Origin of the sequence: Streptococcus australis ATCC 700641, assembly GCF_000186465.1 — a bacterium.
Classification (GTDB): Bacteria; Bacillota; Bacilli; order Lactobacillales; family Streptococcaceae; genus Streptococcus; species Streptococcus australis.
This window is the reverse complement of record NZ_GL636091.1, coordinates 1,970,945-1,994,957: the sequence shown is the minus strand read 5'-3', so window position 1 is coordinate 1,994,957 and position 24,013 is coordinate 1,970,945. Positions and strand designations below refer to the sequence as shown.

The 24,013-nt window shown below is 42.0% G+C and carries 24 protein-coding genes and 2 other annotated features (1 of these 26 only partly in view); of the genes, 19 read left to right on the top strand and 5 right to left on the bottom strand.

The window, feature by feature from the left end; translation table 11 throughout:
* Positions 1-158 (top strand) — a binding site (T-box leader); it begins 78 nt to the left of the window's first position.
* Positions 159-281: 123 nt separating this feature from the next.
* Positions 282-1,469 carry a tryptophan synthase subunit beta gene (gene trpB, locus HMPREF9421_RS09425; protein WP_006596797.1) on the top strand — a complete coding sequence of 396 codons (1,188 nt, stop codon included), beginning with the start codon at positions 282-284 and terminating at the stop codon, positions 1,467-1,469.
* Positions 1,470-1,475: 6 nt separating this feature from the next.
* Here the strand turns inward: trpB and HMPREF9421_RS09420 are convergent, their stop codons facing one another.
* A complete protein-coding gene (locus HMPREF9421_RS09420; RefSeq protein ID WP_006596796.1) occupies positions 1,476-2,135 on the bottom strand; it encodes a prepilin peptidase in 660 nt (219 codons plus the stop codon).
* A 153-nt stretch (positions 2,136-2,288) separates the two neighbouring features.
* Here HMPREF9421_RS09420 and HMPREF9421_RS09415 point away from each other — a divergent pair, with 153 nt between their 5' ends.
* The 4 genes from HMPREF9421_RS09415 to HMPREF9421_RS09400 all read left to right on the top strand — a co-directional run bounded on the left by HMPREF9421_RS09415 (position 2,289) and on the right by HMPREF9421_RS09400 (position 3,847).
* Positions 2,289-2,816 (top strand): Dps family protein, encoded by a 528-nt coding sequence (locus HMPREF9421_RS09415; RefSeq protein ID WP_006596795.1) that lies wholly within the window; start codon positions 2,289-2,291, stop codon positions 2,814-2,816.
* A 120-nt stretch (positions 2,817-2,936) separates the two neighbouring features.
* Positions 2,937-3,155 carry a YqgQ family protein gene (locus HMPREF9421_RS09410; RefSeq protein ID WP_006596794.1) on the top strand — a complete coding sequence of 73 codons (219 nt, stop codon included), beginning with the start codon at positions 2,937-2,939 and terminating at the stop codon, positions 3,153-3,155.
* 38 nt (positions 3,156-3,193) lie between these two features.
* Positions 3,194-3,538 (top strand): rhodanese-like domain-containing protein, encoded by a 345-nt coding sequence (locus HMPREF9421_RS09405; RefSeq protein WP_042507500.1) that lies wholly within the window; start codon positions 3,194-3,196, stop codon positions 3,536-3,538.
* Positions 3,539-3,613: 75 nt separating this feature from the next.
* Positions 3,614-3,847 carry a hypothetical protein gene (locus HMPREF9421_RS09400; protein ID WP_006597131.1) on the top strand — a complete coding sequence of 78 codons (234 nt, stop codon included), beginning with the start codon at positions 3,614-3,616 and terminating at the stop codon, positions 3,845-3,847.
* Positions 3,848-3,885: 38 nt separating this feature from the next.
* On the opposite strand, the gene HMPREF9421_RS09395 is transcribed toward HMPREF9421_RS09400, so the two are convergent.
* Positions 3,886-4,608 carry a 16S rRNA pseudouridine(516) synthase gene (locus HMPREF9421_RS09395; RefSeq protein WP_006596791.1) on the bottom strand — a complete coding sequence of 241 codons (723 nt, stop codon included), beginning with the start codon at positions 4,606-4,608 and terminating at the stop codon, positions 3,886-3,888.
* A gap of 237 nt (positions 4,609-4,845) precedes the next feature.
* Here HMPREF9421_RS09395 and typA point away from each other — a divergent pair, with 237 nt between their 5' ends.
* The 14 genes from typA to HMPREF9421_RS09325 all read left to right on the top strand — a co-directional run bounded on the left by typA (position 4,846) and on the right by HMPREF9421_RS09325 (position 20,363).
* Positions 4,846-6,693, top strand: coding sequence for a translational GTPase TypA (gene typA, locus HMPREF9421_RS09390; RefSeq protein WP_006596790.1), 1,848 nt, complete (start codon positions 4,846-4,848; stop codon positions 6,691-6,693).
* Between the two features lie 22 nt (positions 6,694-6,715).
* Entirely contained in the window at positions 6,716-6,982 is a 267-nt protein-coding gene (locus HMPREF9421_RS09385) for a DUF3165 family protein (protein ID WP_006596789.1), read from the top strand.
* A 183-nt stretch (positions 6,983-7,165) separates the two neighbouring features.
* Positions 7,166-8,518, top strand: coding sequence for a UDP-N-acetylmuramoyl-L-alanine--D-glutamate ligase (murD, locus tag HMPREF9421_RS09380; protein WP_006596788.1), 1,353 nt, complete (start codon positions 7,166-7,168; stop codon positions 8,516-8,518).
* A gap of 1 nt (position 8,519) precedes the next feature.
* Entirely contained in the window at positions 8,520-9,590 is a 1,071-nt protein-coding gene (locus HMPREF9421_RS09375) for a UDP-N-acetylglucosamine--N-acetylmuramyl-(pentapeptide) pyrophosphoryl-undecaprenol N-acetylglucosamine transferase (RefSeq protein WP_006596787.1), read from the top strand.
* On the top strand, positions 9,587-10,795 hold the full coding sequence (locus HMPREF9421_RS09370) for a cell division protein FtsQ/DivIB (protein WP_006596786.1): 1,209 nt from the start codon (positions 9,587-9,589) through the stop codon (positions 10,793-10,795). Before HMPREF9421_RS09375 ends, HMPREF9421_RS09370 begins: the two co-directional genes overlap by 4 nt.
* 140 nt (positions 10,796-10,935) lie before the next feature.
* Positions 10,936-12,288 (top strand): cell division protein FtsA, encoded by a 1,353-nt coding sequence (ftsA, locus tag HMPREF9421_RS09365; protein WP_006596785.1) that lies wholly within the window; start codon positions 10,936-10,938, stop codon positions 12,286-12,288.
* Positions 12,289-12,303: 15 nt separating this feature from the next.
* Positions 12,304-13,581 (top strand): cell division protein FtsZ, encoded by a 1,278-nt coding sequence (gene ftsZ / locus HMPREF9421_RS09360; protein ID WP_006596784.1) that lies wholly within the window; start codon positions 12,304-12,306, stop codon positions 13,579-13,581.
* 2 nt (positions 13,582-13,583) lie between these two features.
* Complete coding sequence (locus HMPREF9421_RS09355) at positions 13,584-14,252, top strand: YggS family pyridoxal phosphate-dependent enzyme (RefSeq protein ID WP_006596783.1); 669 nt, start codon at positions 13,584-13,586, stop codon at positions 14,250-14,252.
* Positions 14,253-14,261: 9 nt separating this feature from the next.
* Entirely contained in the window at positions 14,262-14,891 is a 630-nt protein-coding gene (gene sepF, locus HMPREF9421_RS09350) for a cell division protein SepF (protein WP_006596782.1), read from the top strand.
* 1 nt (position 14,892) lies between these two features.
* Entirely contained in the window at positions 14,893-15,153 is a 261-nt protein-coding gene (locus HMPREF9421_RS09345; protein WP_006596781.1) for a YggT family protein, read from the top strand.
* Positions 15,150-15,938 carry a YlmH family RNA-binding protein gene (locus HMPREF9421_RS09340; RefSeq protein ID WP_006596780.1) on the top strand — a complete coding sequence of 263 codons (789 nt, stop codon included), beginning with the start codon at positions 15,150-15,152 and terminating at the stop codon, positions 15,936-15,938. Before HMPREF9421_RS09345 ends, HMPREF9421_RS09340 begins: the two co-directional genes overlap by 4 nt.
* Positions 15,939-15,947: 9 nt before the next feature.
* Entirely contained in the window at positions 15,948-16,817 is an 870-nt protein-coding gene (locus tag HMPREF9421_RS09335) for a DivIVA domain-containing protein (RefSeq protein ID WP_006596779.1), read from the top strand.
* Positions 16,808-17,024 (top strand) — a binding site (T-box leader). (Overlaps the previous gene by 10 nt.)
* A gap of 51 nt (positions 17,025-17,075) precedes the next feature.
* Complete coding sequence (ileS, locus tag HMPREF9421_RS09330) at positions 17,076-19,868, top strand: isoleucine--tRNA ligase (protein WP_006596778.1); 2,793 nt, start codon at positions 17,076-17,078, stop codon at positions 19,866-19,868.
* Between the two features lie 60 nt (positions 19,869-19,928).
* The gene (locus tag HMPREF9421_RS09325) at positions 19,929-20,363 is read left to right on the top strand and encodes a GNAT family N-acetyltransferase (protein WP_006597133.1); all 435 of its coding nucleotides are present in this window, start codon (positions 19,929-19,931) and stop codon (positions 20,361-20,363) included.
* 80 nt (positions 20,364-20,443) lie between these two features.
* Here HMPREF9421_RS09325 and HMPREF9421_RS09320 read toward each other — a convergent pair whose 3' ends face one another.
* The 3 genes from HMPREF9421_RS09320 to HMPREF9421_RS09310 form a co-directional block, all read right to left on the bottom strand.
* Positions 20,444-20,746 (bottom strand): DUF1827 family protein, encoded by a 303-nt coding sequence (locus HMPREF9421_RS09320; protein ID WP_006596776.1) that lies wholly within the window; start codon positions 20,744-20,746, stop codon positions 20,444-20,446.
* A 67-nt stretch (positions 20,747-20,813) separates the two neighbouring features.
* The gene (locus tag HMPREF9421_RS09315) at positions 20,814-21,263 is read right to left on the bottom strand and encodes an NUDIX hydrolase (protein WP_006596775.1); all 450 of its coding nucleotides are present in this window, start codon (positions 21,261-21,263) and stop codon (positions 20,814-20,816) included.
* Between the two features lie 259 nt (positions 21,264-21,522).
* Positions 21,523-23,790, bottom strand: coding sequence for an ATP-dependent Clp protease ATP-binding subunit (locus HMPREF9421_RS09310; protein ID WP_006596774.1), 2,268 nt, complete (start codon positions 23,788-23,790; stop codon positions 21,523-21,525).
* Positions 23,791-24,013 lie beyond the last annotated feature (223 nt).

Genomic DNA, 24,013 nt, shown 5'->3' with positions numbered 1-24,013 from the left:
TGAAATGGGCTGATGCGTTTATGATGATGAATTTGAAACAATAAAAATTCGGTGAGCACACCTTATCGTGCACCCTGTTGTTAGACAGGTCAGAGATGTAGGAGAAAGACTATTTTCCTACAATGGAGGTGGCACCGCGGTATCGAATCGTCCTCACACAGATTTTTCTGTGTGAGTTTTTTTGTATCTCAAAAGGACCCTGTGAGACTGCAGCTCAAAGGACTAGCGAGAGAGAAAAAGATCATAAACAGGATTGAAGATATAGAAAAGAGGACACAATCATGACAGAAACAAAAGGCTATTTCGGACAATTTGGTGGATCTTTCGTACCAGAACCTATTCAAAACTTGCTCGATCAATTAGAGGCAACTTTTGAACAGTATAAAAATGACCCAGAATTTATCGCAGAATACAAACATTATCTGAAAGATTATTCTGGACGGGGAACACCGCTCTACTTTGCGGAAAGTTTGACAGATCATTTAGGTGGGGCGAAAATTTATTTGAAGCGCGAAGACTTGAATCACCTAGGTTCTCATAAATTGAATAACGTCTTGGGGCAAATTCTCTTAGCTAAACGCATGGGCAAAACACGCGTGATTGCTGAAACAGGAGCTGGTCAACATGGTGTGGCTACAGCAGCTGCGGCAGCTAAGTTTGGTATGGCCTGTGATGTCTACATGGGGGCAGAAGACGTGGAGCGCCAACGTCTCAATGTCTTCCGCATGGAAATGATGGGGGCAACCGTCCATGCGGTTGAAACAGGTACTAAGACCTTGAAAGACGCTGTAGATGCTGCTTTTGGAGCATGGATGGCAGATTTAGATGCTTTTTATGTCTTGGGTTCTGCTGTTGGCCCTCACCCTTACCCAACCATTGTGCATGAATTTCAAAAAGTGATCAGTGAAGAGTCTAAACGTCAAATCTTGGAAAAAGAAGGCCGTTTGCCAGACTATGTGATTGCCTGTGTCGGTGGTGGATCCAATGCCATCGGTGCCTTCTCCCAATATGTAGGCGATGAGGAAGTCAAATTGGTCGGTGTTGAAGCAGCTGGTCATGGCTTGGACACAGACCAGCACGCAGCGACCATGACCAAGGGGACTGTAGGAGTTGTCGATGGGATGAAGACCTACGCTGTCTTTGGCGAAGATGGAAAAGTAGCGCCGGTTTACTCGATTTCTGCTGGTTTGGACTACCCAGGAGTTGGACCAGAACATGCCTTCTTTAAAGATTCTGGTCGCGTCGAATATGTGGCAGCGACAGATGATGAAGCGGTTCAAGCTCTTCTTCTCCTCAGTAAGACAGAAGGGATCCTCCCAGCTATTGAAAGCTCCCATGCGATTGCAGAAGCTGTCAAACGTGCTCCACAATTGGACAAGGACAAGATTATTATTATCAATGTCTCTGGACGTGGGGATAAGGACGTGGCTGCCATTGCAGATTATCTAGAAGCGAAAGCTACAAAATAAGAAATCTTATCTGCTTAAAATTGTAAAAAACAGTAAAGCATGATAACTCAGAAAAAGACAGGGAACAAAAGGAATCCGGTCTTTTTCTTTTTTAAAGAGAAAGGCAAGGAGACCAATGAGGGAAGCCCCTTGCATGACTAGGAGGACTTGGACGGCCGAGAGGGTCAAAGAAAAAGTAGCCAGTAAGAGAAAATCCCCTGCTCCAATGCCGATGGAGTAAACAGCTGACAGGACTCCTAGACAGAGAAAGACTCCCATCAAGAGGGTAGGACTGGTGAAAAACAGGCAAAGAGCGTGGAGCACTAGCCAGAGGAGGAGCGGGTACTCCATGGATCGAAAATCATAGATGGCCAAAACGCAACTGCCAAGAAGAACCAGGAGATGAGGAATGGGAAGAAGACCCTGATAGCACAGCAAAAAAAGGAGACCACTCCAGGCTTCAAAGAGGGCATACCAATAAGGAAGAGAGCTCTGGCAGTAGCGGCAACGGAATCGAAAAAGGCATTGCGAAAGAATAGGAATCAAGTCTAGAACTCCCAAGGTCTGTTGACATTGGTCGCAATGGCTTCTTGGACGAATGATGGAGCTTTCTGGAAAACGGTCGATGACGAGACCTAAAAAGGAGGCCATACAGGCGCTGACTGTAAAAAAATAGAAGTTGATCATACTTATAGTATTCGTAAAAAAGATGACTAATGAGGATTAGAAATGAAACAATTTTCTAACTTTTCTTATTTGAGCATTTTCTCTTGCATTTCTTAATTAGAAGGATTATAATATAACTAAATTAGAATAATTCTAAAAAAGGAGAACTCATTTATGACAACAATCAAAAAAGAAGCAGCAAAAGACGTAGCAACATTTGCAACTATTAGCGAAGTAAGCAAGAGCTTAACCGATACAAAAGCAGTTTTGAATCAAGTGGTGGCAGACCTTTATGTCGCTCATATTGCCTTGCACCAAGTACACTGGTATATGCGTGGTCGTGGCTTCCTCGTATGGCATCCAAAAATGGATGAGTACATGGAAAGCTTGGATGCGACTCTTGATGAAGTGAGTGAACGCTTGATTACCTTGGGTGGTGCCCCATACGCTAGCATGGTTGAGTTCTTGGAACATAGCAACATCCAGGAAGAAAAAGGTTCATTCGAACGTTCTATGGAAGAAAATTTGGGACGTGTCCTTTCTATCTTCCGCTACTTGGTAAGTCTTTATCAAAAAGCCTTGGATATCACAGATGCTGAAGGAGATGACGTGACCAACGATATCTTTGTTGGTGCAAAAGCTGAATTGGAAAAACATATCTGGATGATTGCCGCTGAATTAGGACAAGCACCAGGTTTGTAATCTGAAACTAAACAAACGAGCCTTCCTTGCTTGGGAGGCTCTTTTTTTGGAGGAGATTTTTCCTGTAAATAAAACAGGGACCATCTTGAAAATACTTGAAAGATTTGATAGAATAAGCACATGAAAACCCTGTACGATGTTCAACAATTTCTGAAAAAATTTGGAATCATCATTTATGTCGGAAAACGACTTTACGACATTGAATTGATGAAGATTGAATTGAAAAGGATCTATGACGCTGGGCTGATGGAAAAATTAGATTATCTAGAAGCAGAAGCTGTCTTACGTAGAGAACACGCACAGGAATTACGTTATTTAGAAGAGGAAAAAGAAAAGTGAATGTAACAAGTGTTTTAGTATGGTTGATTGTTTTAGGGATGTTTGGCTGGATGGGCTACAATTACTTCCGTATCCGTCGGGCTGCAAAAATTGTGGACAATGTAGAGTTTGAAGAATTGATCCGCAAAGGCCAATTAGTGGACCTGCGTGATCCGAATGAATTCCACGCTAAGCATATTTTGGGAGCTCGAAATATTCCATCTAACCAATTAAAAGTGAGTTTGGCTGCCCTTCGCAAAGATAAGCCAGTCTTGCTCTATGAGAACAGTCGTGGGTCCCGTGTGACCAATGCGGCCCTCTTCTTGAAAAAACAGGGCTATAAAGATATCTATATCTTGTCCTATGGTTTGGATTCTTGGGATGGGAAAGTCAAGACTAGTTAAGATCAAGGAAAATGTTGCTAAAGATGCTTGATGTGTCATAATATGATGATATTAATGTTAAGGGGGATCTAGAAATTGCAAGAAAAGAACAATTCCTCATTTGTTATGGGTATCATATCTATTATTGTTGCCTTTATATTTCCATTGTTAAGTATTATTTTTGGTATTTTAGGTTTGGCCTTAGCTATTTTAAATCAAAACGAGTCTGGACTAGACTATACGACAGAAAAAATTCTCTCTATTGTAGGGATTGTGCTTTCTGTAATTTTCTGTCTCATGTTTATCTCACAACTTTCGGGAATTAATTAAAACAAAAAAAGCTTTAAAACTAAAGCTTTTTTGTTTTATCAACTGTTTTCTATATAGTTTTTAATAATCTGTAATTCATCTTGGTTCAAAGGGCGGTATTGACCTTCTGCTAGGTTAGGGTCTAATGAAAAATCTCCAAATTTGATTCGCTTGAGGCTAGTTACCTTAACACCGACAGAGAGAAGCATCTTTTTCACCTGATGAAATTTCCCTTCAGATAGGGTGACCAGGGCCTGGCTTTCGGTAAGGCTGGAGCTAAGGATTTCGAGTTTAGCGGGCTTGCATGTTGTCCCATCTAAGAAGGTGATTCCTTCTTGAAATTTCTCTATATGAGCGGGTTCGAGAGGGCCATTGACTGTTGCTGCGTATTCTTTTTCGATATGGTATTGGGGATGAAGGAGTTGGAAACCTAGAGGTCCATTGTCTGTAAGTAAGAGCAGACCGGTGGTATCCCGATCTAGTCGACCAATAGGATAGGTCTTGGGGGTCCGGTCTTCTGTTCGGAGGAGGTCAAGCACTGTAGAATGCTGGGCATCCTTGGTAGCTGTCACCAGCCCTTGGGGTTTGTGGAGAAGAAAATAATGATGGGAACAGTCGGTAAGGACCTGATCCTTCCAGCGAACTTCTTGGAGACCTGTATCGACATTTTGGGATAATTTTGTTGCAGCAAGTCCGTCGACCAGAATCTGCCTTTTAGCCAGGCTCTGTTTGATTTCCTTGCGGGGAATTTGGTAGTGGGCCAGTAATTGATCTAATCTCATAAAAGACAGGATAGCATGAAATGGAGAGAATCACAAGTATTCGGAAAAAGGATGAAGAAAAGGGATAAAGAGGTGAAAGATTTTCATGAATAGAGTGGTAAGGAGTGGGAATGGGAAAGAAGGTTTTCGAAAGAAAGCATGAAAACATTTACACTTATCTGAGTTATGCCATTTGCTTAAAATTGTGGTATAATCGTTCAGTTAGAAAATAAATTTTTGAATATAACAGAGGAAATCATGACAAAATTAAGAGAAGATATCCGTAATATCGCGATTATCGCCCACGTCGACCACGGGAAAACAACCCTCGTTGACGAATTATTGAAACAATCTGAAACTCTTGACGCACGTACAGAGTTGGCAGAGCGTGCTATGGACTCAAACGATATCGAAAAAGAGCGTGGAATCACCATCCTTGCGAAAAATACCGCCGTTGCCTACAACGGAACTCGTATCAACATCATGGATACACCAGGACACGCGGACTTCGGTGGAGAAGTTGAGCGTATCATGAAAATGGTTGACGGTGTTGTTTTGGTCGTAGATGCCTACGAAGGAACCATGCCACAGACTCGTTTCGTATTGAAAAAAGCCTTGGAACAAGACCTTGTGCCAATTGTTGTAGTCAACAAAATCGATAAGCCATCTGCTCGTCCAGCAGAAGTAGTAGACGAAGTCTTGGAACTCTTCATCGAGCTTGGTGCGGATGATGACCAGCTTGACTTCCCAGTTGTTTATGCATCAGCGATCAACGGAACATCTTCCTTGTCAGATGATCCAGCAGATCAAGAAAAGACCATGGCGCCAATCTTTGACACCATTATCGACCACATCCCAGCTCCAGTTGATAACTCAGATGAGCCCCTTCAATTCCAAGTGTCTCTTCTTGACTACAATGACTTCGTTGGTCGTATCGGTATCGGACGTGTCTTCCGTGGTACAGTTAAGGTTGGAGACCAAGTTACCCTTTCTAAACTAGACGGTACAACCAAGAACTTCCGTGTTACAAAACTCTTTGGTTTCTTTGGTTTGGAACGTCGTGAAATCCAAGAAGCTAAGGCTGGTGACTTGATTGCCGTATCAGGTATGGAAGACATCTTCGTTGGGGAAACCATCACTCCAACAGATGCAGTTGAAGCTCTTCCAGTTCTTCACATCGACGAACCTACTCTTCAAATGACCTTCTTGGTTAATAACTCACCATTTGCTGGTCGTGAAGGAAAATGGGTGACTTCTCGTAAGGTTGAAGAACGTCTTCAAGCTGAGTTGCAAACAGATGTATCTCTTCGTGTAGACCCAACAGACTCACCAGATAAATGGACCGTTTCAGGACGTGGGGAATTGCACTTGTCAATTCTTATTGAAACGATGCGCCGTGAAGGCTATGAGCTTCAAGTATCTCGTCCAGAAGTTATCGTTAAAGAAATTGACAGTGTGAAGTGCGAGCCATTTGAGCGCGTGCAAATCGATACTCCAGAAGAATACCAAGGATCTGTTATCCAAAGCCTTTCTGAGCGTAAGGGTGAAATGTTGGATATGATTGCAACAGGTAACGGTCAAACTCGTTTGGTCTTCCTTGTTCCTGCGCGTGGTTTGATTGGATACTCAACTGAGTTCTTGTCAATGACACGTGGTTACGGGATCATGAACCATACCTTCGACCAATACTTGCCATTGATTCCAGGAGAAATTGGTGGACGTCACCGTGGTGCCCTTGTTTCTATCGATGCTGGTAAGGCTACAACCTACTCAATCATGTCGATCGAAGAACGTGGTACTATCTTTGTCAACCCAGGTACTGAGGTTTACGAAGGAATGATCATCGGTGAAAACTCTCGTGAAAATGACTTGACTGTTAATATCACGAAGGCAAAACAAATGACTAACGTTCGTTCTGCTACTAAGGACCAAACAGCGGTTATCAAAACTCCTCGTATCTTGACACTTGAAGAATCACTTGAGTTCTTGAACGACGATGAGTACATGGAAGTAACGCCTGAATCTATTCGTTTGCGGAAGCAAATCCTCAACAAGGCAGAGCGCGAAAAAGCAAACAAAAAGAAAAAATCAGCTGCAGCTGAATAAGAAATAAGAAAGGAGTGACAAAATGGTTTATTTAATTATAGGTATTTTGATCCTCCTTTTTTACCTTTTTGCAGCTCCAAAGAGCATTAGAGGAACTCTGAATGTAGTAACCCTGGTCGTATTATTAGTCTCTTTGGTCATCCTGCTCTGCTTAGCGATTTTCCAAATTTTCCAATTGCCATCAGAATTTTTTGTTGGCGCCTTCCTTGCTTTTGTGGGCTACCTAGCCCTCGTTGATATTTCGCGGTTGCCAACCAAGTCTTCTAAACGCTTGGATAAATCAGATTAAACAGGAGAGCGTATCTCCAAAAATAGAGTTGTTGTGATATAAAATCATGGCGACTCTTTTTTTTATGAAAGATGGTGAAGCGGTCATTTTTGTAAGGTGTTACTTCTTTTGCTGTCTTAAGGCTTTTTAAATTGTCTAAAAAAGGGTAAAATAGAAGGTGAACAAATTGGAGAGAAAAAAGCTATGAACGTCATTGAAACATTTAAAAATAAAAAAGTCCTTGTTTTAGGCTTGGCTAAGTCTGGAGAATCTGCAGCTCGACTACTCGATCGCCTAGGAGCTATCGTAACAGTGAATGATGGCAAAGCATTTGAAGAAAATCCTGCAGCTCAAAGCTTGCTGGAAGAAGGGATCAAAGTCGTAACAGGAGGACATCCTCTGGAACTCTTGGATGAAGACTTTGCGGTGATGGTGAAGAACCCTGGAATTCCTTACACGAATCCTATGGTTGAACGGGCTCTTGAAAAAGGCATCCCTGTTTTGACGGAAGTTGAATTGGCCTACCTCATTTCAGAAGCGCCCATCATCGGAATCACTGGTTCAAATGGGAAAACAACTACCACTACCATGATTGGAGAAGTATTGACTGCTGCTGGACAAAATGGTCTCTTGTCTGGGAATATTGGGTTTCCAGCTAGTCAGGTCGCTCAAACAGCGACAGCTAAAGACACATTGGTGATGGAATTATCTTCTTTCCAATTAATGGGGATTGAAGCCTTCCATCCAGAAATCGCAGTCATCACCAATCTCATGCCGACACATTTGGATTACCACGGATCGTTCGAAGGTTATGTAGCTGCAAAATGGGCGATTCAAAAGAATATGACGGCCAAGGATTTTGTGGTACTAAACTTTAATCAGGATCTAGCCAAAGACTTGTCTCAGCAAACACAGGCTACTGTGGTACCATTTTCAACCCAAGAAAAGGTAGACGGAGCTTATTTAGAGGATGGTGTCCTTTACTTCCGAGGTGAAGCCGTTATGCGAGCAGACCAAATCGGAGTACCAGGTAGTCACAATGTAGAAAATGCTTTAGCTACTATTGCAGTGGCCAAACTTCGTGGCATTGACAATCAAACTATCCAAGAAACCTTATCAGCCTTCGGCGGGGTGAAGCATCGCTTGCAGTATGTAGCTGAGATTGAAGGGGTGAAGTTCTACAATGATAGTAAGTCCACCAACATTTTAGCTACTCAAAAAGCCTTATCTGGCTTTGATAACGCTAATGTCATCTTAATCGCTGGTGGCTTGGACCGAGGCAATGAATTTGATGAATTGGTGCCAGACATTACCGGTCTTAAAAAGATGGTCATCCTTGGGGAGTCTGCTGAACGGGTGAAACGGGCAGCGAATCAAGCGGGTGTGACCTATCTAGACGCAACGGATGTGGCAGATGCAACACGCAAAGCTTATGAATTAGCCGAGCCGGGCGATATCGTCTTGCTTAGTCCAGCCAATGCCAGCTGGGACATGTACGCGAATTTTGAAGTCCGGGGCGATGAGTTCCTAAAAACAGTAGAAGAGTTGAAAAAATAATATGAAAAGAATAGTATTCACAGGGGGAGGTACAGTTGGTCACGTGACCTTGAACCTTCTCCTCATCCCTCGCTTTATCGAGGATGGTTGGGAAGTTCATTATATTGGGGACAAGAAGGGGATTGAGCACCAAGAGATTTTGAAGTCTGGCTTGGACATCCATTTCCATTCGATTGCGACAGGCAAGCTCCGCCGTTATTTCTCTTGGCAAAACATGTTGGATATCTTCAAGGTCTTCTGGGGAATTCTCCAATCGATTTGGATCATGCTTCGTGTACGGCCACAGGTTTTGTTTTCTAAAGGAGGCTTCGTTTCAGTTCCTCCGGTAGTGGCTGCGCGACTTTGTTTTGTTCCTGTATTGGTCCATGAATCCGACCGTTCCATGGGCTTGGCCAATAAAATTGCTTATAAGTTTGCAACGAAAATGTTCACAACCTTTGAGCAAGCGAAAGGCCTAGTGAAAGCCCAACATGTAGGAGCTGTCACCAAGGTCAATCAGGAACAAGTTCCAATCCCAGTTGAATTGGAAACAGTTTTTGCTCAATTTGATCCACAGTTGCCAACCCTCCTCTTTGTGGGTGGCTCTGCTGGTGCACGAGTGTTCAATGAGTTTGTCACAAATCATCGAGAAGCCTTGCTGGCAAGCTACAATGTCATTAATTTGACAGGGGACTCCTCCTTGAATGAGCAAGCTCCTCATCTTTATCGAGTAGATTACGTGACAGATCACTATCTTCCTTTGCTCCACCAGGCAGATTTAGTGGTGACTCGTGGAGGTGCCAATACGATTTTTGAACTCTTGGCCATGAATAAGCTCCATATCATCGTTCCTCTAGGAAAAGAAGCTAGTCGGGGAGATCAGATTGAAAATGCTCAATATTTTGTAGAAAAAGGCTATGCAGAAAGCATCGCTGAGCCAGAATTGAGTATGGATCGGTTGCAAGAAACGATGGATAAAATGTTCCAAGGGGCAGAAAGCTATCATCAAGCGATGAAGTCTTCAAATGAATTGCTTTCCTTGGATGAATTTTATAGTCTAGTCCATCAAGAAATTAATAAAAGGAAAAAATGACGGATAAGAAGAACCAAAAAACTCCTAAGGAAGTCACTAAGCTCTCTGAATGGCAGAGACGAAACCAGGAGTATCAAAAGAAAAAACAATTAGAAGAGCAAGAAGAAAAAGAAAAGAAGGCACAAGAAGAGAAGGAAAGACAGGAACTTCTGAATCAAAAAACTCCCTCTGAAGATTCAGAAGCAGATGGGCAAGATGGCGAGTCTGAAGAAGTAGAGGAAGATGAGAATGTAGCCGAGGAAGAAGTGCAAGAAACTCTTCCTGAAGAAACAGAAGAAGATGCTGAGGAAGAAAAAATCATCTACCTAGCAGAACCTTCAGAAGCTATGTTCGAAGAAGAGGAACTGGCGAAGAAGGCTAAAAAGGAAGGTCAAATTGCGAGACGTCATATCTATCGGGCTATTCCTGTTTGGGTTATAAGTACTCTGGTTGCTCTCTTTTCTGCCTATCTTTTAACGCCTCTAGCCAAGCAAAAAATCATCGAATTCTCAGGGAATAAAAATGCGGATCAGGCTTTGTTGTTTGAAAAGAGTCAGATCCAAGATCGGGATTATACCCTGACAACTTTTTTGAATAGGGATCACTATATTGCCAATATGAAGGCGGCGAGTCCGTGGGTCAAAGATATTTCGATGAACTATACCTTTCCTACGACTTTTAAGGTTCAGGTTGAGGAATACCAGGTCTTTGGTTACTATGTGACGGAGGAAGATCACTATCCCATTTTAGAGAATGGAGAGGTCGTGGAGACAGCGGTTGCTACGGATCAGCTTCCTAAGGCTTACCTGGCTGTTCGTTTTTCTGATCGAGAATTGGTCCGACAATTTGTCAAACAGCTGGAGAAAATACCGTCTTCTGTTCGTGATCAAGTTGAGGCAGTGGACTTGACTCCGAGCAAGGTGACTAAGGACTTGGTGACGCTAACCATGAAGGATGGAACCAAGGTTCTAGTGCCGGTTTCTCAAATCAAGCGTAAATTGCCTTATTATAATCAAATTCGCAAGCTGATTGAAGATGACAGTGTCATTGACATGGAAGCGGGGATCTACAGTTACAATACAGAAACAATGGCTACTTTAGCTCAGGAAAAGAAAGAAAAAGAACAAGGGGAGGGAAACAAAACGGAGGAAGCTAATGCTAACTCGTCAGATTCTGATGAGAGTGCAGTCGTAACCGAGCAACACGAAGAAGTTCCCGCTGAGTAAGCCCTTATAAATTATCTGAAATTTATGAAGAAAATATGCCCGTTATGGGCATATTTGTGTTATAATAAAATTTGGATAGTTCTAACTAAATGGAGCTATTAATTGACGTATAGGAAAACAAAAGAGAGAGGACTGGTGTAATGGCTAGAAACGGCTTTTTTACAGGTTTAGATATCGGTACTAGTTCAATAAAAGTATTGGTGGCAGAACATGTCAATGGAGAGATGAATGTAATTGGAGTCAGCAATGCGAAAAGTGCTGGCGTCAAAGATGGAATTATTGTTGATATTGAAGCTGCTTCGAATGCAATTAAAAGTGCAGTAAGCCAAGCAGAAGAAAAAGCAGGAATTTCAATCAATCTTGTTAACGTTGGGTTGCCAGCGAACCTTCTTCAAATTGAAGCGACTCAAGGAATGATTCCTGTAACCAGTGATTCAAAAGAAATTACAGATGCAGATGTTGAAAATGTTGTGAGATCTGCTTTGACAAAGAGTATGACTCCAGATCGTGAAGTCATTACCTTTATTCCAGAAGAGTTCACAGTCGATGGTTTCCAAGGGATTCGCGATCCACGTGGAATGATGGGAATCCGTTTGGAAATGCGTGGACTTTTGTATACTGGTCCTAGAACTGTCCTCCATAATTTACGGAAAACAGTTGAACGTGCTGGTTTGCAAGTTGAAAATATCATTATTTCACCACTCGCAATGATTAAGTCTGTATTAAACGAAGGTGAACGTGAGTTTGGTGCGACCGTCATTGATTTAGGTGGAGGACAAACGACAGTAGCTTCTGTTCGTAATCAAGAACTTCAATTTACAAATATCTATCAAGAAGGTGGCGATTACGTTACTAAGGATATTTCTAAAGTGTTAAAAACTTCTCAAAAATTAGCAGAAGGATTGAAGTTCAATTATGGAGCAGCTTATGTTCCATCGGTTGGAGATGAGGTCTTCCATGTTGAAGTAATCGGTGAAGTAGAACCTGTCCAAGTATCTGAAAAATATTTGGCAGAAATTATTTCAGCTCGGATTAAACATATTTTCGACCAAATCAAACAAGATCTTGAAAGAAGACATTTGCTTGATTTGCCTGGAGGAATTGTCATTATCGGTGGTGGCGCTATTCTCCCTGGTATTGAAGACTTGGCACAAGAAGTCTTTGGTGTAAATGTGAAATTGTACGTTCCAAATCAAATTGGTATCCGTAATCCAGCTTTTGCCCACGTGATTAGCTTGTCTGAATATGCAGGAAATCTAACAGATGTAGATATTCTTGCTCAAGCTGCGGTACATGGCGACCAACGTCTACGTCAGCAACCAGTTCAGTTTGAACGACCAGTACAGCAACCAGTTGTTCCAGCATATGTACCGGAAAAAATTGAGCCTGTAGTTAACATTGAACAAGAACATCCAGTTGAAGAACAAAAACAAGAAGAAAAAACTACCTTTACAGACCGAATGAAGAATTTAATCGGTAATATGTTTGATTAAGGAGTGTAAGTATTTATGACATTTTCATTTGACACAGCAGCGGCACAAGGTGCAGTTATTAAAGTAATCGGTGTCGGTGGTGGTGGCGGTAATGCCATCAACCGCATGATTGACGAAGGAGTTGCTGGTGTAGAATTCATCGCAGCAAACACAGACGTACAAGCACTTTCAAGTGCAAAAGCAGAAACAGTTATCCAATTGGGTCCTAAGTTGACTCGTGGTTTGGGTGCTGGAGGTCAACCTGAGGTTGGTCGTAAAGCCGCAGAAGAAAGTGAAGAAGTATTGACAGAAGCTTTGCAAGGTGCAGACATGGTCTTCATCACTGCAGGGATGGGTGGAGGATCTGGTACAGGTGCTGCACCAGTTATCGCTCGTATTGCTAAAGCTGTTGGTGCTTTGACAGTAGCCGTTGTGACGCGTCCTTTCGGATTTGAAGGAACAAAACGCGGAAACTTTGCAATCGAAGGGATTAATGAACTTCGCGAACATGTGGATACTTTGTTGATTATTTCTAACAACAACTTGTTAGAAATTGTAGATAAGAAAACACCACTTCTCGAAGCATTGAGTGAAGCAGATAATGTCCTTCGCCAAGGGGTTCAAGGAATCACTGACTTGATCACAAGCCCAGGATTGATTAACCTTGACTTCGCTGACGTGAAGACTGTTATGGAAAACAAAGGAAATGCCTTGATGGGTATTGGTGTTGGGAATGGTGAAGAACGTGTCATTGAAGCAGCTCGTAAAGCTATCTACTCACCACTCCTTGAAACAACCATTGACGGTGCTGAAGACGTGATCGTCAACGTTACTGGTGGTTTGGATATGACCTTGATTGAAGCAGAAGAAGCTTCTGAAATTGTGAACCAAGCAGCTGGTCATGGCGTAAACATTTGGCTAGGTACATCCATTGATGAATCAATGAAAGATGAGATTCGCGTAACAGTTGTTGCAACTGGTGTTCGTCAGGATAAGGTGGAAAAAGTTAGTGGAATTGCATCTCATGCACCAAGTTCAGCTCGTTATTATCAAACTGGACCACGTGAACAACGCCCACAAACTCCACAATTTGATCGCAAATTTGATTTGAAGGAAGAAATCGAAATGCCTACTCCTCAATCACGTTCCAAACAAGAAACACCTCGTGGATCTGCGTTTGGAGATTGGGACATTCGTCGTGAAAACATTGTACGTCAGTCTGATACTAGCACTGGTCGTCAAGTTGAACGCTATGTGGATTCTTCTTCAGAAGATGATGAGTTGGAAACACCACCATTTTTCCGTAATCGTTAAAAATGAATCTGATTGAAAATAAAGAGCGTATATTCTCGCAGGTTGCACAAGCAATGGAAACAGCAAACCGCACTGATCAGATGAATGTAATTGCTGTTACTAAGTATGTTGGTATCGACCAAGCTAAGGCTCTGGTTGATACAGGAGTCCGTCATATCGGTGAAAACCGTGTTGATAAATTTCTAGAAAAATACCAAGCTCTAAAAGATGAGGGACTCACCTGGCATTTGATCGGTAGTCTCCAACGTCGTAAAGTGAAAGAAGTTATCAATTTTGTAGATTACTTCCATGCTTTAGATTCTATGAAGCTTGCCCAAGAAATTCAAAAAAGGGCGAGTCACCCAATTAAATGTTTTATCCAAGTCAATATATCTGGAGAAGAAAGTAAGCATGGATTTGCTCCTGAAGAGCTCGATGCTCTTCTTCCAGAAATAGAAGCCTTGGATAACCTACAAATTGTTGGCTTAATGACGATGGCTCCTTTTGAGGCAAGTCAGGACGAGTTGCAAGCCATATTTGCAGCAACTCACCAACTTCAAAAAGAATTACAAAAGAAACAGTTGAAAAATATGCCCTTTACAGAGTTAAGCATGGGAATGAGTCGTGATTATGATGTAGCAATTGCTAACGGTGCGACTTTTGTGCGAATTGGGACCTCATTTTTCAAATAGGAAAGAATTATGTCATTTAAAGATAGATTTGATCGATTGATTGATTATTTTACTGAAGATGGAGATGAGTACGATGTGCAAGAAGCGCCTGCTCAAGCAGTCGGTGCTAGCCAACCTGTATCATCCCCTAAACCAGTACAACCATCATCAAAACCACGTCAAAAAGCTGTGGTAGCTGCCAAGGAGCAGAAACCTACTCCTGTTGCAGCAAGTCGTCCACAAGTATCTTCTACAGCAGTGGTTGAATCAGCTTCATCTCAAAAATCATCTTCTGAAAATATAACTCGACTTCATCAACGTCAACAAGAGTTAGCAAGAAATCGTTCTGCTGCAGATGAGAAAATTACGATTGATGTCCGCTACCCTCGTAAATACGAAGAAGCAACTGAAATTGTTGACCTGTTGTTGGCAAACGAAAGCATTCTCATTGACTTCCAATATATGACTGAAGTTCAAGCGAGAAGATGTTTGGATTATTTGGATGGTGCTCGCTATGTATTAGCTGGGAATCTACGTCGTGTTGCAAGTACTATGTACTTACTAACACCAATCAATGTGGTTGTGAATATCGAAGATATTCGCCTTCCAAATGATGTCGAAGTTGCTGAATACGACTTTGATATGAAACGAAATCGTTAATATGTTTGTCCTACAATTAGTTAGAAATTTCTTTCAGGTTTTTGAGCTAGTATTAATCATCTATGCTTTGCTTAGTTGGTTTCCAAATGCATCAGAATCGGCTTTAGCTAAAATGGTTCAACGGATCGTCGAACCATTTTTGAGCCTATTTAGAAAGATTCCTTTGCAATTTGGTGGGCTAGACTTTACAGTTATGTTTGCCTTACTCGCTCTGTCAGTAGTGGAACGATTTGTCCTTCAATTTTTGGTGCAATTTATATGACCAAGGGATTTTATCAACACTATAGTCAAGAAGACCACGTCTTTATCGATCGAGTTCTAGAATTAGTGGCGCGGGTGGAGCAACAGTATAGTTTTGAACTGACATCCTTTTTAAATCCACATCAGGTTGATATTTTACGTCAAATTGGTGCTCACCACGGTTTGCAGGTGTTCTCAAGTGCAGAAATCTATCCTACAGAATATGCACGAGTGATTCTGGCTCCTAGCTACTATCAGTTAGAGGCATCTGATTTTGAAATTAGCCTGTTAGAAGTTCTCTATCCGGATAAGTTTTATCGGTTAAGTCACTCTCAAGTTTTGGGTTCGCTTCTCCATCAATTAGGCATAGAAAGAAAGTCTTTTGGAGATATTCTAGTTGGACAAGGGAAAATTCATATTTATGTGGATCAACGTTTCTCCTCCTATTTCAAAGAGAATCTTAAGAAGATCGCAAAAGCATCTGTGAAGATTCGTGAGATTGATTGTCGAGAACGAATCTCTGTAGAAGAACCATCCAAGTTCAAAGACCTATTGGTTACTAGTGTACGACTTGATAAACTAGTTGCTTCTACCTTTAAGCTTGCTCGGTCTGTAGCTGTTCAATTAGTTCAGTCTGGCCAGGTAAAGGTAAACTATGCCACAATTGACAATCCTAGTCGGATGATCCAAGTAGCAGATTTAATTAGTGTTCGAAAGTATGGCCGATTTAAAATGCTATCAGAAAATGGCCTATCAAAAAGTGGAAAATATAAATTAACGGTTGAAGTATTTTCCAGTAGAAAATAAGGAGGAACTATGGCACTTACAGCTTTAGAAATCAAAGATAAACGCTTTTATGTAAAATTTAGAGGCTACGATGCTAAAGAAGTTGAAGAGTTTCAAGACATGGTCTACCGAGACTATGAAAAATTAGTTCGTGAAAATCATGAATTGGAAACAAAAATTAGTGCGTTGGAAGAACGCTTGAACTACTTTGACGAAATGAAAGACTCTTTGAGTCAATCAGTATTAATCGCTCAAGATACAGCAGAACGTGTGAAGCATGCAGCAAATGAACGCTCAGAAACAATCGTTCGTCAAGCGGAGCAAGATGCTCATCATTTAGTTGAAGAAGCAAAAGCGAAAGCAAATGAAATTCTCCGTCATGCTACAGACAATGCCAAGAAAGTTGCTGTAGAAACGGAAGAATTGAAGAATAAGACACGTGTCTTCCACCAACGTTTGAAATCAACTATCGAAAGCCAATTGAGCATTATTGATACACCAGAATGGGATGAAATTCTTCGACCAACTGCTATGTATATTCAAACAAGTGATGAAGCTTTCCGTGAAGTAGTCGAAAAAGCATTGGGTGAATCTGTTCATCATCATGCAGGAGATTATAACATTGACTTGACGCGTCAATTTACTCCAGCTGAAATCGAAGAATTGCAAAAACGCATTGAAGTAGCTAACTTAGAATTGGGTGCAACACAAGCGTTTGAAGGATTGAATGAAAAAGTTCAATCTGCTTTAAAAGAAGCAGAAAAAAATCACATAGATCAAGATTCTATCGATGATCTTGTTCTAGATACTCCTCAAGTTGCGGATATCGATGCGCCAGAAGTTGCTGATATTGATGCTCCTGAAGGGGAAGAACAACGGGAATCTGTTTCAATTTTATAATCTGTAAAAACAGTGATCTTATCAAATAGTTTTAGCGAGCAGGTGATGGTGGAAGACCTGTACTTCCTTTGATAAGATTGATCCTTTTACAAATCTTAGTGGTGAAATAAGTAACCACTAACGCTGGTCAGCGTTAGCGACAAAAGAGGAGAAAGAGAGTACTCTCTTTCTTGAATGAAGGTGGTACCACGATTTGTCGTCCTTTTTGGCGAGGTCGTGGTCTTTTATTTTGTATGATTATTTTTTAGAGGAGACACCATGAAACTCAAAGAAACACTGAATTTAGGTAAGACAGAGTTCCCGATGCGGGCTGGTCTGCCTACAAAAGAGCCAGTTTGGCAAAAAGAATGGGAAGAAGCAAAACTTTACCAACGTCGTCAAGAATTGAACCAAGGAAAACCACATTTCACCTTGCATGATGGCCCTCCGTATGCCAACGGGAACATCCACGTAGGACATGCTATGAACAAGATCTCAAAAGATATCATTGTTCGTTCTAAGTCTATGTCAGGCTTTTATGCACCTTACATCCCAGGTTGGGATACGCATGGTTTGCCAATCGAGCAAGTCTTGGCAAAACAAGGTGTTAAACGCAAAGAGATGGACTTGGTTGAGTACTTGAAACTTTGCCGTGACTATGCCCTTTCTCAAGTAGATAAACAACGTGAAGACTTCAAACGTTTGGGTGTTTCTGGGGACTGGGAAAATCCATATGTAACCTTGACGCCTGACTATGAAGCAGCGCAAATCCGTGTCTTCGGTGAAATGGCTAATAAAGGTTATATCTACCGTGGAGCGAAGCCTGTTTACTGGTCATGGTCATCTGAGTCAGCTCTAGCTGAAGCGGAAATTGAATACCATGACTTGGTTTCTACGTCCCTTTACTATGCCAATAAGGTTAAGGACGGAAAAGATGTCCTTGATACAGATACTTACATCGTCGTTTGGACAACAACTCCATTCACCATAACGGCTTCTCGTGGTTTGACTGTTGGTGCAGAAATTGATTACGTCTTGGTGCAACCAGCTGGCGAATCTCGTAAGTTTGTGGTTGCTTCAGAATTGTTGAACAGCTTGTCTGAAAAATTTGGCTGGGCAGATGTTCAAGTGTTGGCTACTTACCGTGGTTCAGAATTGAATCACATCGTGACAGAGCACCCATGGGATACAGCAGTAGATGAACTCGTTATCCTTGGTGACCACGTTACAACTGATTCTGGTACAGGTATCGTCCATACAGCCCCTGGTTTTGGTGAGGATGACTACAATGTCGGTGTTGCCAATGGTCTTGAAGTTGCTGTGACTGTTAACGAACGCGGAATCATGATGGCCAATGCAGGTGCAGAGTTCGAAGGTCAATTCTACGACAAGGTTGTGCCAACGGTTATTGAAAAACTTGGTGATTTACTTCTTGCTCAAGAAGAAATCTCTCACTCATACCCATTTGACTGGCGTACGAAAAAACCAATCATCTGGCGTGCAGTGCCACAATGGTTTGCCTCAGTTTCAAAATTCCGTCAAGAAATCTTGGACGAAATTGAAAAAGTCAAGTTTCATTCAGAATGGGGTAAAGTCCGTCTTTACAACATGATCCGTGACCGTGGTGACTGGGTCATCTCTCGTCAACGTGCTTGGGGTGTGCCACTTCCAATCTTCTATGCAGAAGACGGAACACCAATCATGACAGCTGAAACCATCGAGCATGTAGCCCAACTCTTTGAAGAACATGGTTCCATCATCTGGTGGGAACGTGATGCCAAAGACCTCTTGCCAGAAGGATTTACCCATCCAGGTTCACCAAATGGTGAGTTCAAGAAAGAAACAGACATCATGGATGTATGGTTCGACTCTGGTTCATCATGGAATGGTGTCGTGGTTAATCGCCCCGAACTTAAATATCCAGCAGACCTCTACCTAGAAGGTTCTGACCAATACCGTGGTTGGTTCAACTCATCTCTCATCACATCTGTGGCTAATCATGGTGTTGCACCATACAAACAAATCTTGTCGCAAGGTTTTGCTTTGGACGGTAAAGGTGAGAAGATGTCGAAATCTCTTGGAAACACCATTGCTCCAAGCGATGTTGAAAAACAATTTGGTGCAGAAATCTTACGTCTCTGGGTAACCAGTGTAGACTCAAGTAACGACGTACGTATCTCTATGGATATCTTGAGCCAAGTCTCTGAAACATACCGTAAGATTCGTAATACCCTTCGTTTCTTGATTGCTAACACATCTGATTTTAACCCAGCTGAGGATGCAGTAGCTTACGAAGAACTTCGTTCTGTTGATAAGTATATGACTATCCGCTTTAACCAACTTGTTAAGACCATTCGTGACGCTTATGCAAACTTTGAATTCTTGACGATTTATAAGGCTTTGGTTAACTTTATCAATGTTGATCTGTCAGCCTTCTACCTTGATTTTGCCAAAGATGTTGTCTACATCGAAAGTGCCAAATCTCTTGAACGCCGTCAGATGCAAACAGTCTTCTATGACATCCTTGTGAAAATCACGAAACTCTTGACACCAATTCTTACTCACACTGCTGAAGAAATCTGGTCCTATCTTGAATTTGAAGCAGAAGACTTTGTTCAATTGTCAGAATTGCCAGAAGCACAAACATTTGCGAATCAAGAGGAAATCTTGGATGCCTGGTCAGCCTTTATGGACTTCCGTGGACAAGCTCAAAAGGCTTTGGAAGAAGCACGTAATGAAAAAGTGATCGGTAAATCTCTTGAAGCTCATTTGACAGTTTATCCTAATGAAGTAGTGAAGACTCTTCTTGGAGCAGTAGATAGTAATGTTGCTCAACTCTTGATTGTATCAGAATTGACCATTGCAGAAGGTCCAGCTCCAGAAGGTGCAGTGGCCTTCGAAGATGTTGCCTTCACTGTTAAACGTGCAACTGGTGAAGTTTGTGATCGTTGCCGCCGTATCGATCCAAGTACAGCAGAACGTAGCTACCATGCAACTATCTGCGATCACTGTGCAAGCATCGTCGAAGAAAACTTTGTGGATGCAGTAGCAGAAGGATTTGAATCCAAATAATAAGATGTGAAAAATCGCAGGGAGAAAGTCTCCTTGCGACTTTTCAATAAAGAGGAACTGATGTGGTGCCAGAAGGAATTTAAAGAACTAGAACTGAAAGAGTTTTACGAGATCGTTCAATTGCGTTTAGAGACTTTTGTCGTGGAACAGACAAGAATCTACAATGATCTTGACGCTATTGATCTTAGAGCTATTCACCTTTTTCATCAAGATGAGGAAGGACGCGTAGATGCCTATGCACGTATCTTTGAGACAGGGGCTACGATTCATTTTGGTCGAGTCGCTGTAGCCAAAGATAGTCGTGGCCAAGGACTGGGAAAAGACATGGTAGAGCAGATTTTGGACCTGTGTGAACAGAGATTTCCTGGGCGGACCATTGAAATTGAGGCCCAAGAACAGGTGGTTGGCTTGTATGAAAAGCTAGGTTTTCAAACGGTGAGCGAGCCCTTTATCTTGGCTTCTACCCCTCACGTAAAAATGATCTATCAGAAATAAAGAATCCGTTCATCTCGATAATGAGATGAACGGATTTTTTTTGAAAAAAACAGTAAAGAAAAAAGTAAGGTAGAAGCACCTTACTTAGCAATTGGGAAAGAAATTTCAATTAGTTTATCAGAGTAGAGGGTCTTAATAGCAGATTGGTCAATGATTTGAAGATCAATCTTGCGTTTTAAAAAGAACTCACGAATTTTTTCAACTTCTGTTTCACGAATGGCACGGTGTTTGTTACTAATCAGCAATTCGTAATGAGTAGGAGCTTTGGTAAAGATAACGTCGGTGTTACCAGCTGAATAGACCTCAACAAGGGTAGCATCGGTACTTTCTAATTGACTTTTGACCAGAGTAGCATGACTATTTGTTGTATTCATAAGCTTCATGTGAGATCCTCCTAAGCTCTTTCTCCATTTATTATAGCACTTTTTTTTATTTTGTGAAAGAAGTCGCTTACAATTTTTGGGCAGATTTCCACATTTTGATTCCCCACTTATGACTTCCTCTTTTTAACCTGTCAATGGCTTCATCGATTGGGAACCAAGCAATGTTATTGAAATCCTCTAGAGGTTTTTGAGCTTCTACAAAGTCAGTTACTTCATAGATATAAGCAGGGTTATAGTAGTGGGTGTCGCGGTGACTGGAGTAAAAGTACTCATCTGCTTGGCCATAATACTCGCCGATCGTCGCAGTGAAGCCCAATTCTTCAATCAGTTCGCGCTCTAGTGCCAAGAAATGATCTTCTCCTGCCTCGATTTCACCACCTGGTAGGAACCAAGCTCCATTAGGTGCTTGGACTAGGATGATTTTATCCTTGGCTGGATTTGGAATCACCGCATAGACTCCATAACGATTGACATAGTCAACATTTTCTTCTTTTGTTCCAAAAGTTGCAACAGTCATATTAAAGCTCGCTTCTTATTTTTTTATCATTATAACATAGATGGACATAAAAAGCAGTAGGAGATAAAAATAAGAGAGTGGGACAGAAATCGGTAATTCGATAGAATTCGATTTCGTCGTCCCACCTCCGCACAGTTGAGTAGGGCTGTAAAAGCTGATGAAAGCAGCGTAGTAGAGCCCACTCAACTACTGCGTCTTGCTAGACAATCCAAAGACAATTGAGTGGCTAGGACTTTTGTCCCAGCCACTTTAAATGCGATTATTCAGTTCCTTTTTCTGCCTCGTTAGCAGGTTTGTTCTTTCCTTTAATGCAAATCTTTCCATTGCTGGTCATGACAGCCTTCAGATCTTTTTCACTAGGATTTTCTAAGTAGTAATCTGTAATGGCATCTTCGATATAGTCCTGAATGGTACGACGAAGTGGACGAGCTCCCATTTTTGGATCGTAGCCCAAATCAACCAATTTTTCCTTGACTTTATCGGTAACATCGAGGTGGATATCATTGTGGGCCAGGCGTTGATTGACATCATCGAGCATAAGAGTGACGATTTGAAGGAGGTTTTCTTTAGATAAGGATTTAAATTCAATAATACCATCAAACCGGTTCATGAATTCTGGACTAAAGAAGTTTCCAAGTTCACCTAGGATAGAATTGGTACGTCCTTCACGAGCCGCCCCAAAACCAACGTTAGCCTCGGCTTTTCCAGTTCCCGCATTTGAAGTCATGATGATGATGGTATCTTTGAAGCTTACTGTTCGTCCTTGACCATCTGTCAAGCGACCATCATCCAAGACTTGGAGGAACATATGCATGACATCAGGATGGGCCTTTTCAACCTCATCTAAGAGAATGAGAGAGTAAGGGTTGCGACGCACCTTTTCAGTCAGCTGGCCAGCTTCTTCGTAACCAACATATCCTGGAGGGGCGCCGACCAGTTTAGCAACAGCATGTTTCTCCATGTATTCGCTCATATCAAAGCGAATCATACTATCAGCAGAACCGAAGAGTTCGATAGCCAATTGTTTGGACAACTCTGTCTTCCCGACGCCAGTCGGTCCAACAAAGAGGAAGCTACCGATTGGACGGTTGGGCGTTCCAAGTCCTACCCGATTACGACGGATAGCCTTAGCAATTTTTTCAACAGCCTCATCTTGGCCGATGACATGAGCCTTCAAATCAGCTGCCAAATTGATCAATTGGGATTGTTCTTTTTCTTTCAAATCTCCAACTGGAATATTGGTCTTTTGTTCGACGATGTGTTCGATGGTCTTTTCGCTAATGACTGGCGTATCTTGATCAGTGACCTGTTGCCCTTGCATTTCTTTGTACTTAGCGATTTGGTCACGGAAGTAGGCAGCTTTTTCGAAATCTTCATCACGCGTCGCCTGGGCTTTGAGATTTTCAGCTTCAATTAAGCGTTGGTCAATGACCTTTGGATCGACGAAATTGAGGGTTAAATTCATCTTAGAGCCAGCTTCATCCAAGAGGTCAATGGCCTTGTCGGGCAAGAAGCGGTCTTGGATATAGCGATTGGAGAGGAGTGCTGCAGCTTCGATGGCCCCATCTGTGTAGTGAACGTGGTGGTAGTCCTCATATTTCTTTTGAATCCCTTTGAGGATGGTGATAGTTTCTTCAACCGTTGGCTCATCGACCTTAACGGGTTGCATCCGGCGCTCAAGTGCTGCATCCTTCTCGATAATCCGGTATTCATTAAGTGTTGTCGCACCGACTAATTGCAATTCGCCACGAGCGAGGGCCGGTTTGAGGATATTTCCAGCATCCATGTTGCCGTCTCCAGCAGATCCAGCACCGACGATTTCATGAATTTCGTCGATGAATAAAATCACATCTTCACGGCGACGGATTTCCTCCATTAATTGTTGCATGCGCTCTTCAAATTGGCCTCGGATCCCAGTTCCTTGAACAAGACTAACAACGTCTAAGCGAATAACTTGCTTGCCTTGCAATTTATGAGGGACATCCCCATCGACAATCTTTTGAGCCAGGCCTTCTACGACAGCAGTTTTCCCGACACCAGGTTCACCGATCAAGACAGGGTTGTTTTTGGTACGACGGTTGAGGATTTCGATGACACGGAGAATCTCTTCATCACGACCAATGACCGGATCGATATCGCCACGACGAGCAATTTCTGTGACATTGATTCCGAACTCTTCTAAGAGGCCCTTTGGTTGTTGTTTGGCTTGGGCTCTATTCGGTCCTGAAGAACGTCCGTTCCCATTTGAGCCATAGCCATTTCCTCCACCATAGCCTCCTCCAGATTGGGTCGGAGGGGTTTGAGGTTCTTGCGGAGCCTGGAAGTTGCCCAGTTGATTGAAGAAATCTTCAAAAGGATCCCCCCCTCCGCGATTTTGTTGGTTTAATCCTGCCAGGAGACTATTGTTAGGATCGGTTTTCATAATTTGATAGCAGTTCTGGCAAAGGTCTACTTGTTGTTGGTGACCATTCACATTTGTATAAAGATGAATGGTTGAATCGTTGATTTTACAGTTTTGACAAAGCATTCTCTTACCTCTTTCTCTAGGGTAAAAAGTGTAAAAACTATTGGTCAGAAATAGTCAAACTTTTATAGTTTCATTATAGCAGTATTCTAAAAGTTTGCAAGAATTTAGTATGGAGTTCGGTTTTAGGCATGGAATAAAGAGGAAAAAAGTGGAAAAGTTGATTTTTATTGGAATTTCCTCCTTCTTTTATGATAAAATAGGAGAGTAGAAAGTAAATAGGAGA

Bases quoted from the DNA above. Each gene is read 5' to 3' on its own strand.
- HMPREF9421_RS09315 (WP_006596775.1), bottom strand. From the start codon at position 21,263: ATGACTGTTGCAACTTTTGGAACAAAAGAAGAAAATGTTGACTATGTC.
- ftsA (WP_006596785.1), top strand. From the start codon at position 10,936: ATGGCTAGAAACGGCTTTTTTACAGGTTTAGATATCGGTACTAGTTCA.
- sepF (WP_006596782.1), top strand. From the start codon at position 14,262: ATGTCATTTAAAGATAGATTTGATCGATTGATTGATTATTTTACTGAA.
- HMPREF9421_RS09385 (WP_006596789.1), top strand. From the start codon at position 6,716: ATGGTTTATTTAATTATAGGTATTTTGATCCTCCTTTTTTACCTTTTT.
- HMPREF9421_RS09405 (WP_042507500.1), top strand. From the start codon at position 3,194: ATGTTTGGCTGGATGGGCTACAATTACTTCCGTATCCGTCGGGCTGCA.
- HMPREF9421_RS09325 (WP_006597133.1), top strand. From the start codon at position 19,929: ATGTGGTGCCAGAAGGAATTTAAAGAACTAGAACTGAAAGAGTTTTAC.
- HMPREF9421_RS09395 (WP_006596791.1), bottom strand. From the start codon at position 4,608: ATGAGATTAGATCAATTACTGGCCCACTACCAAATTCCCCGCAAGGAA.
- trpB (WP_006596797.1), top strand. From the start codon at position 282: ATGACAGAAACAAAAGGCTATTTCGGACAATTTGGTGGATCTTTCGTA.
- HMPREF9421_RS09410 (WP_006596794.1), top strand. From the start codon at position 2,937: ATGAAAACCCTGTACGATGTTCAACAATTTCTGAAAAAATTTGGAATC.
- ileS (WP_006596778.1), top strand. From the start codon at position 17,076: ATGAAACTCAAAGAAACACTGAATTTAGGTAAGACAGAGTTCCCGATG.
- HMPREF9421_RS09415 (WP_006596795.1), top strand. From the start codon at position 2,289: ATGACAACAATCAAAAAAGAAGCAGCAAAAGACGTAGCAACATTTGCA.
- HMPREF9421_RS09320 (WP_006596776.1), bottom strand. From the start codon at position 20,746: ATGAAGCTTATGAATACAACAAATAGTCATGCTACTCTGGTCAAAAGT.
- HMPREF9421_RS09370 (WP_006596786.1), top strand. From the start codon at position 9,587: ATGACGGATAAGAAGAACCAAAAAACTCCTAAGGAAGTCACTAAGCTC.
- HMPREF9421_RS09420 (WP_006596796.1), bottom strand. From the start codon at position 2,135: ATGATCAACTTCTATTTTTTTACAGTCAGCGCCTGTATGGCCTCCTTT.
- HMPREF9421_RS09335 (WP_006596779.1), top strand. From the start codon at position 15,948: ATGGCACTTACAGCTTTAGAAATCAAAGATAAACGCTTTTATGTAAAA.
- murD (WP_006596788.1), top strand. From the start codon at position 7,166: ATGAACGTCATTGAAACATTTAAAAATAAAAAAGTCCTTGTTTTAGGC.
- HMPREF9421_RS09340 (WP_006596780.1), top strand. From the start codon at position 15,150: ATGACCAAGGGATTTTATCAACACTATAGTCAAGAAGACCACGTCTTT.
- HMPREF9421_RS09375 (WP_006596787.1), top strand. From the start codon at position 8,520: ATGAAAAGAATAGTATTCACAGGGGGAGGTACAGTTGGTCACGTGACC.
- HMPREF9421_RS09355 (WP_006596783.1), top strand. From the start codon at position 13,584: ATGAATCTGATTGAAAATAAAGAGCGTATATTCTCGCAGGTTGCACAA.
- HMPREF9421_RS09310 (WP_006596774.1), bottom strand. From the start codon at position 23,790: ATGCTTTGTCAAAACTGTAAAATCAACGATTCAACCATTCATCTTTAT.
- typA (WP_006596790.1), top strand. From the start codon at position 4,846: ATGACAAAATTAAGAGAAGATATCCGTAATATCGCGATTATCGCCCAC.
- ftsZ (WP_006596784.1), top strand. From the start codon at position 12,304: ATGACATTTTCATTTGACACAGCAGCGGCACAAGGTGCAGTTATTAAA.
- HMPREF9421_RS09345 (WP_006596781.1), top strand. From the start codon at position 14,893: ATGTTTGTCCTACAATTAGTTAGAAATTTCTTTCAGGTTTTTGAGCTA.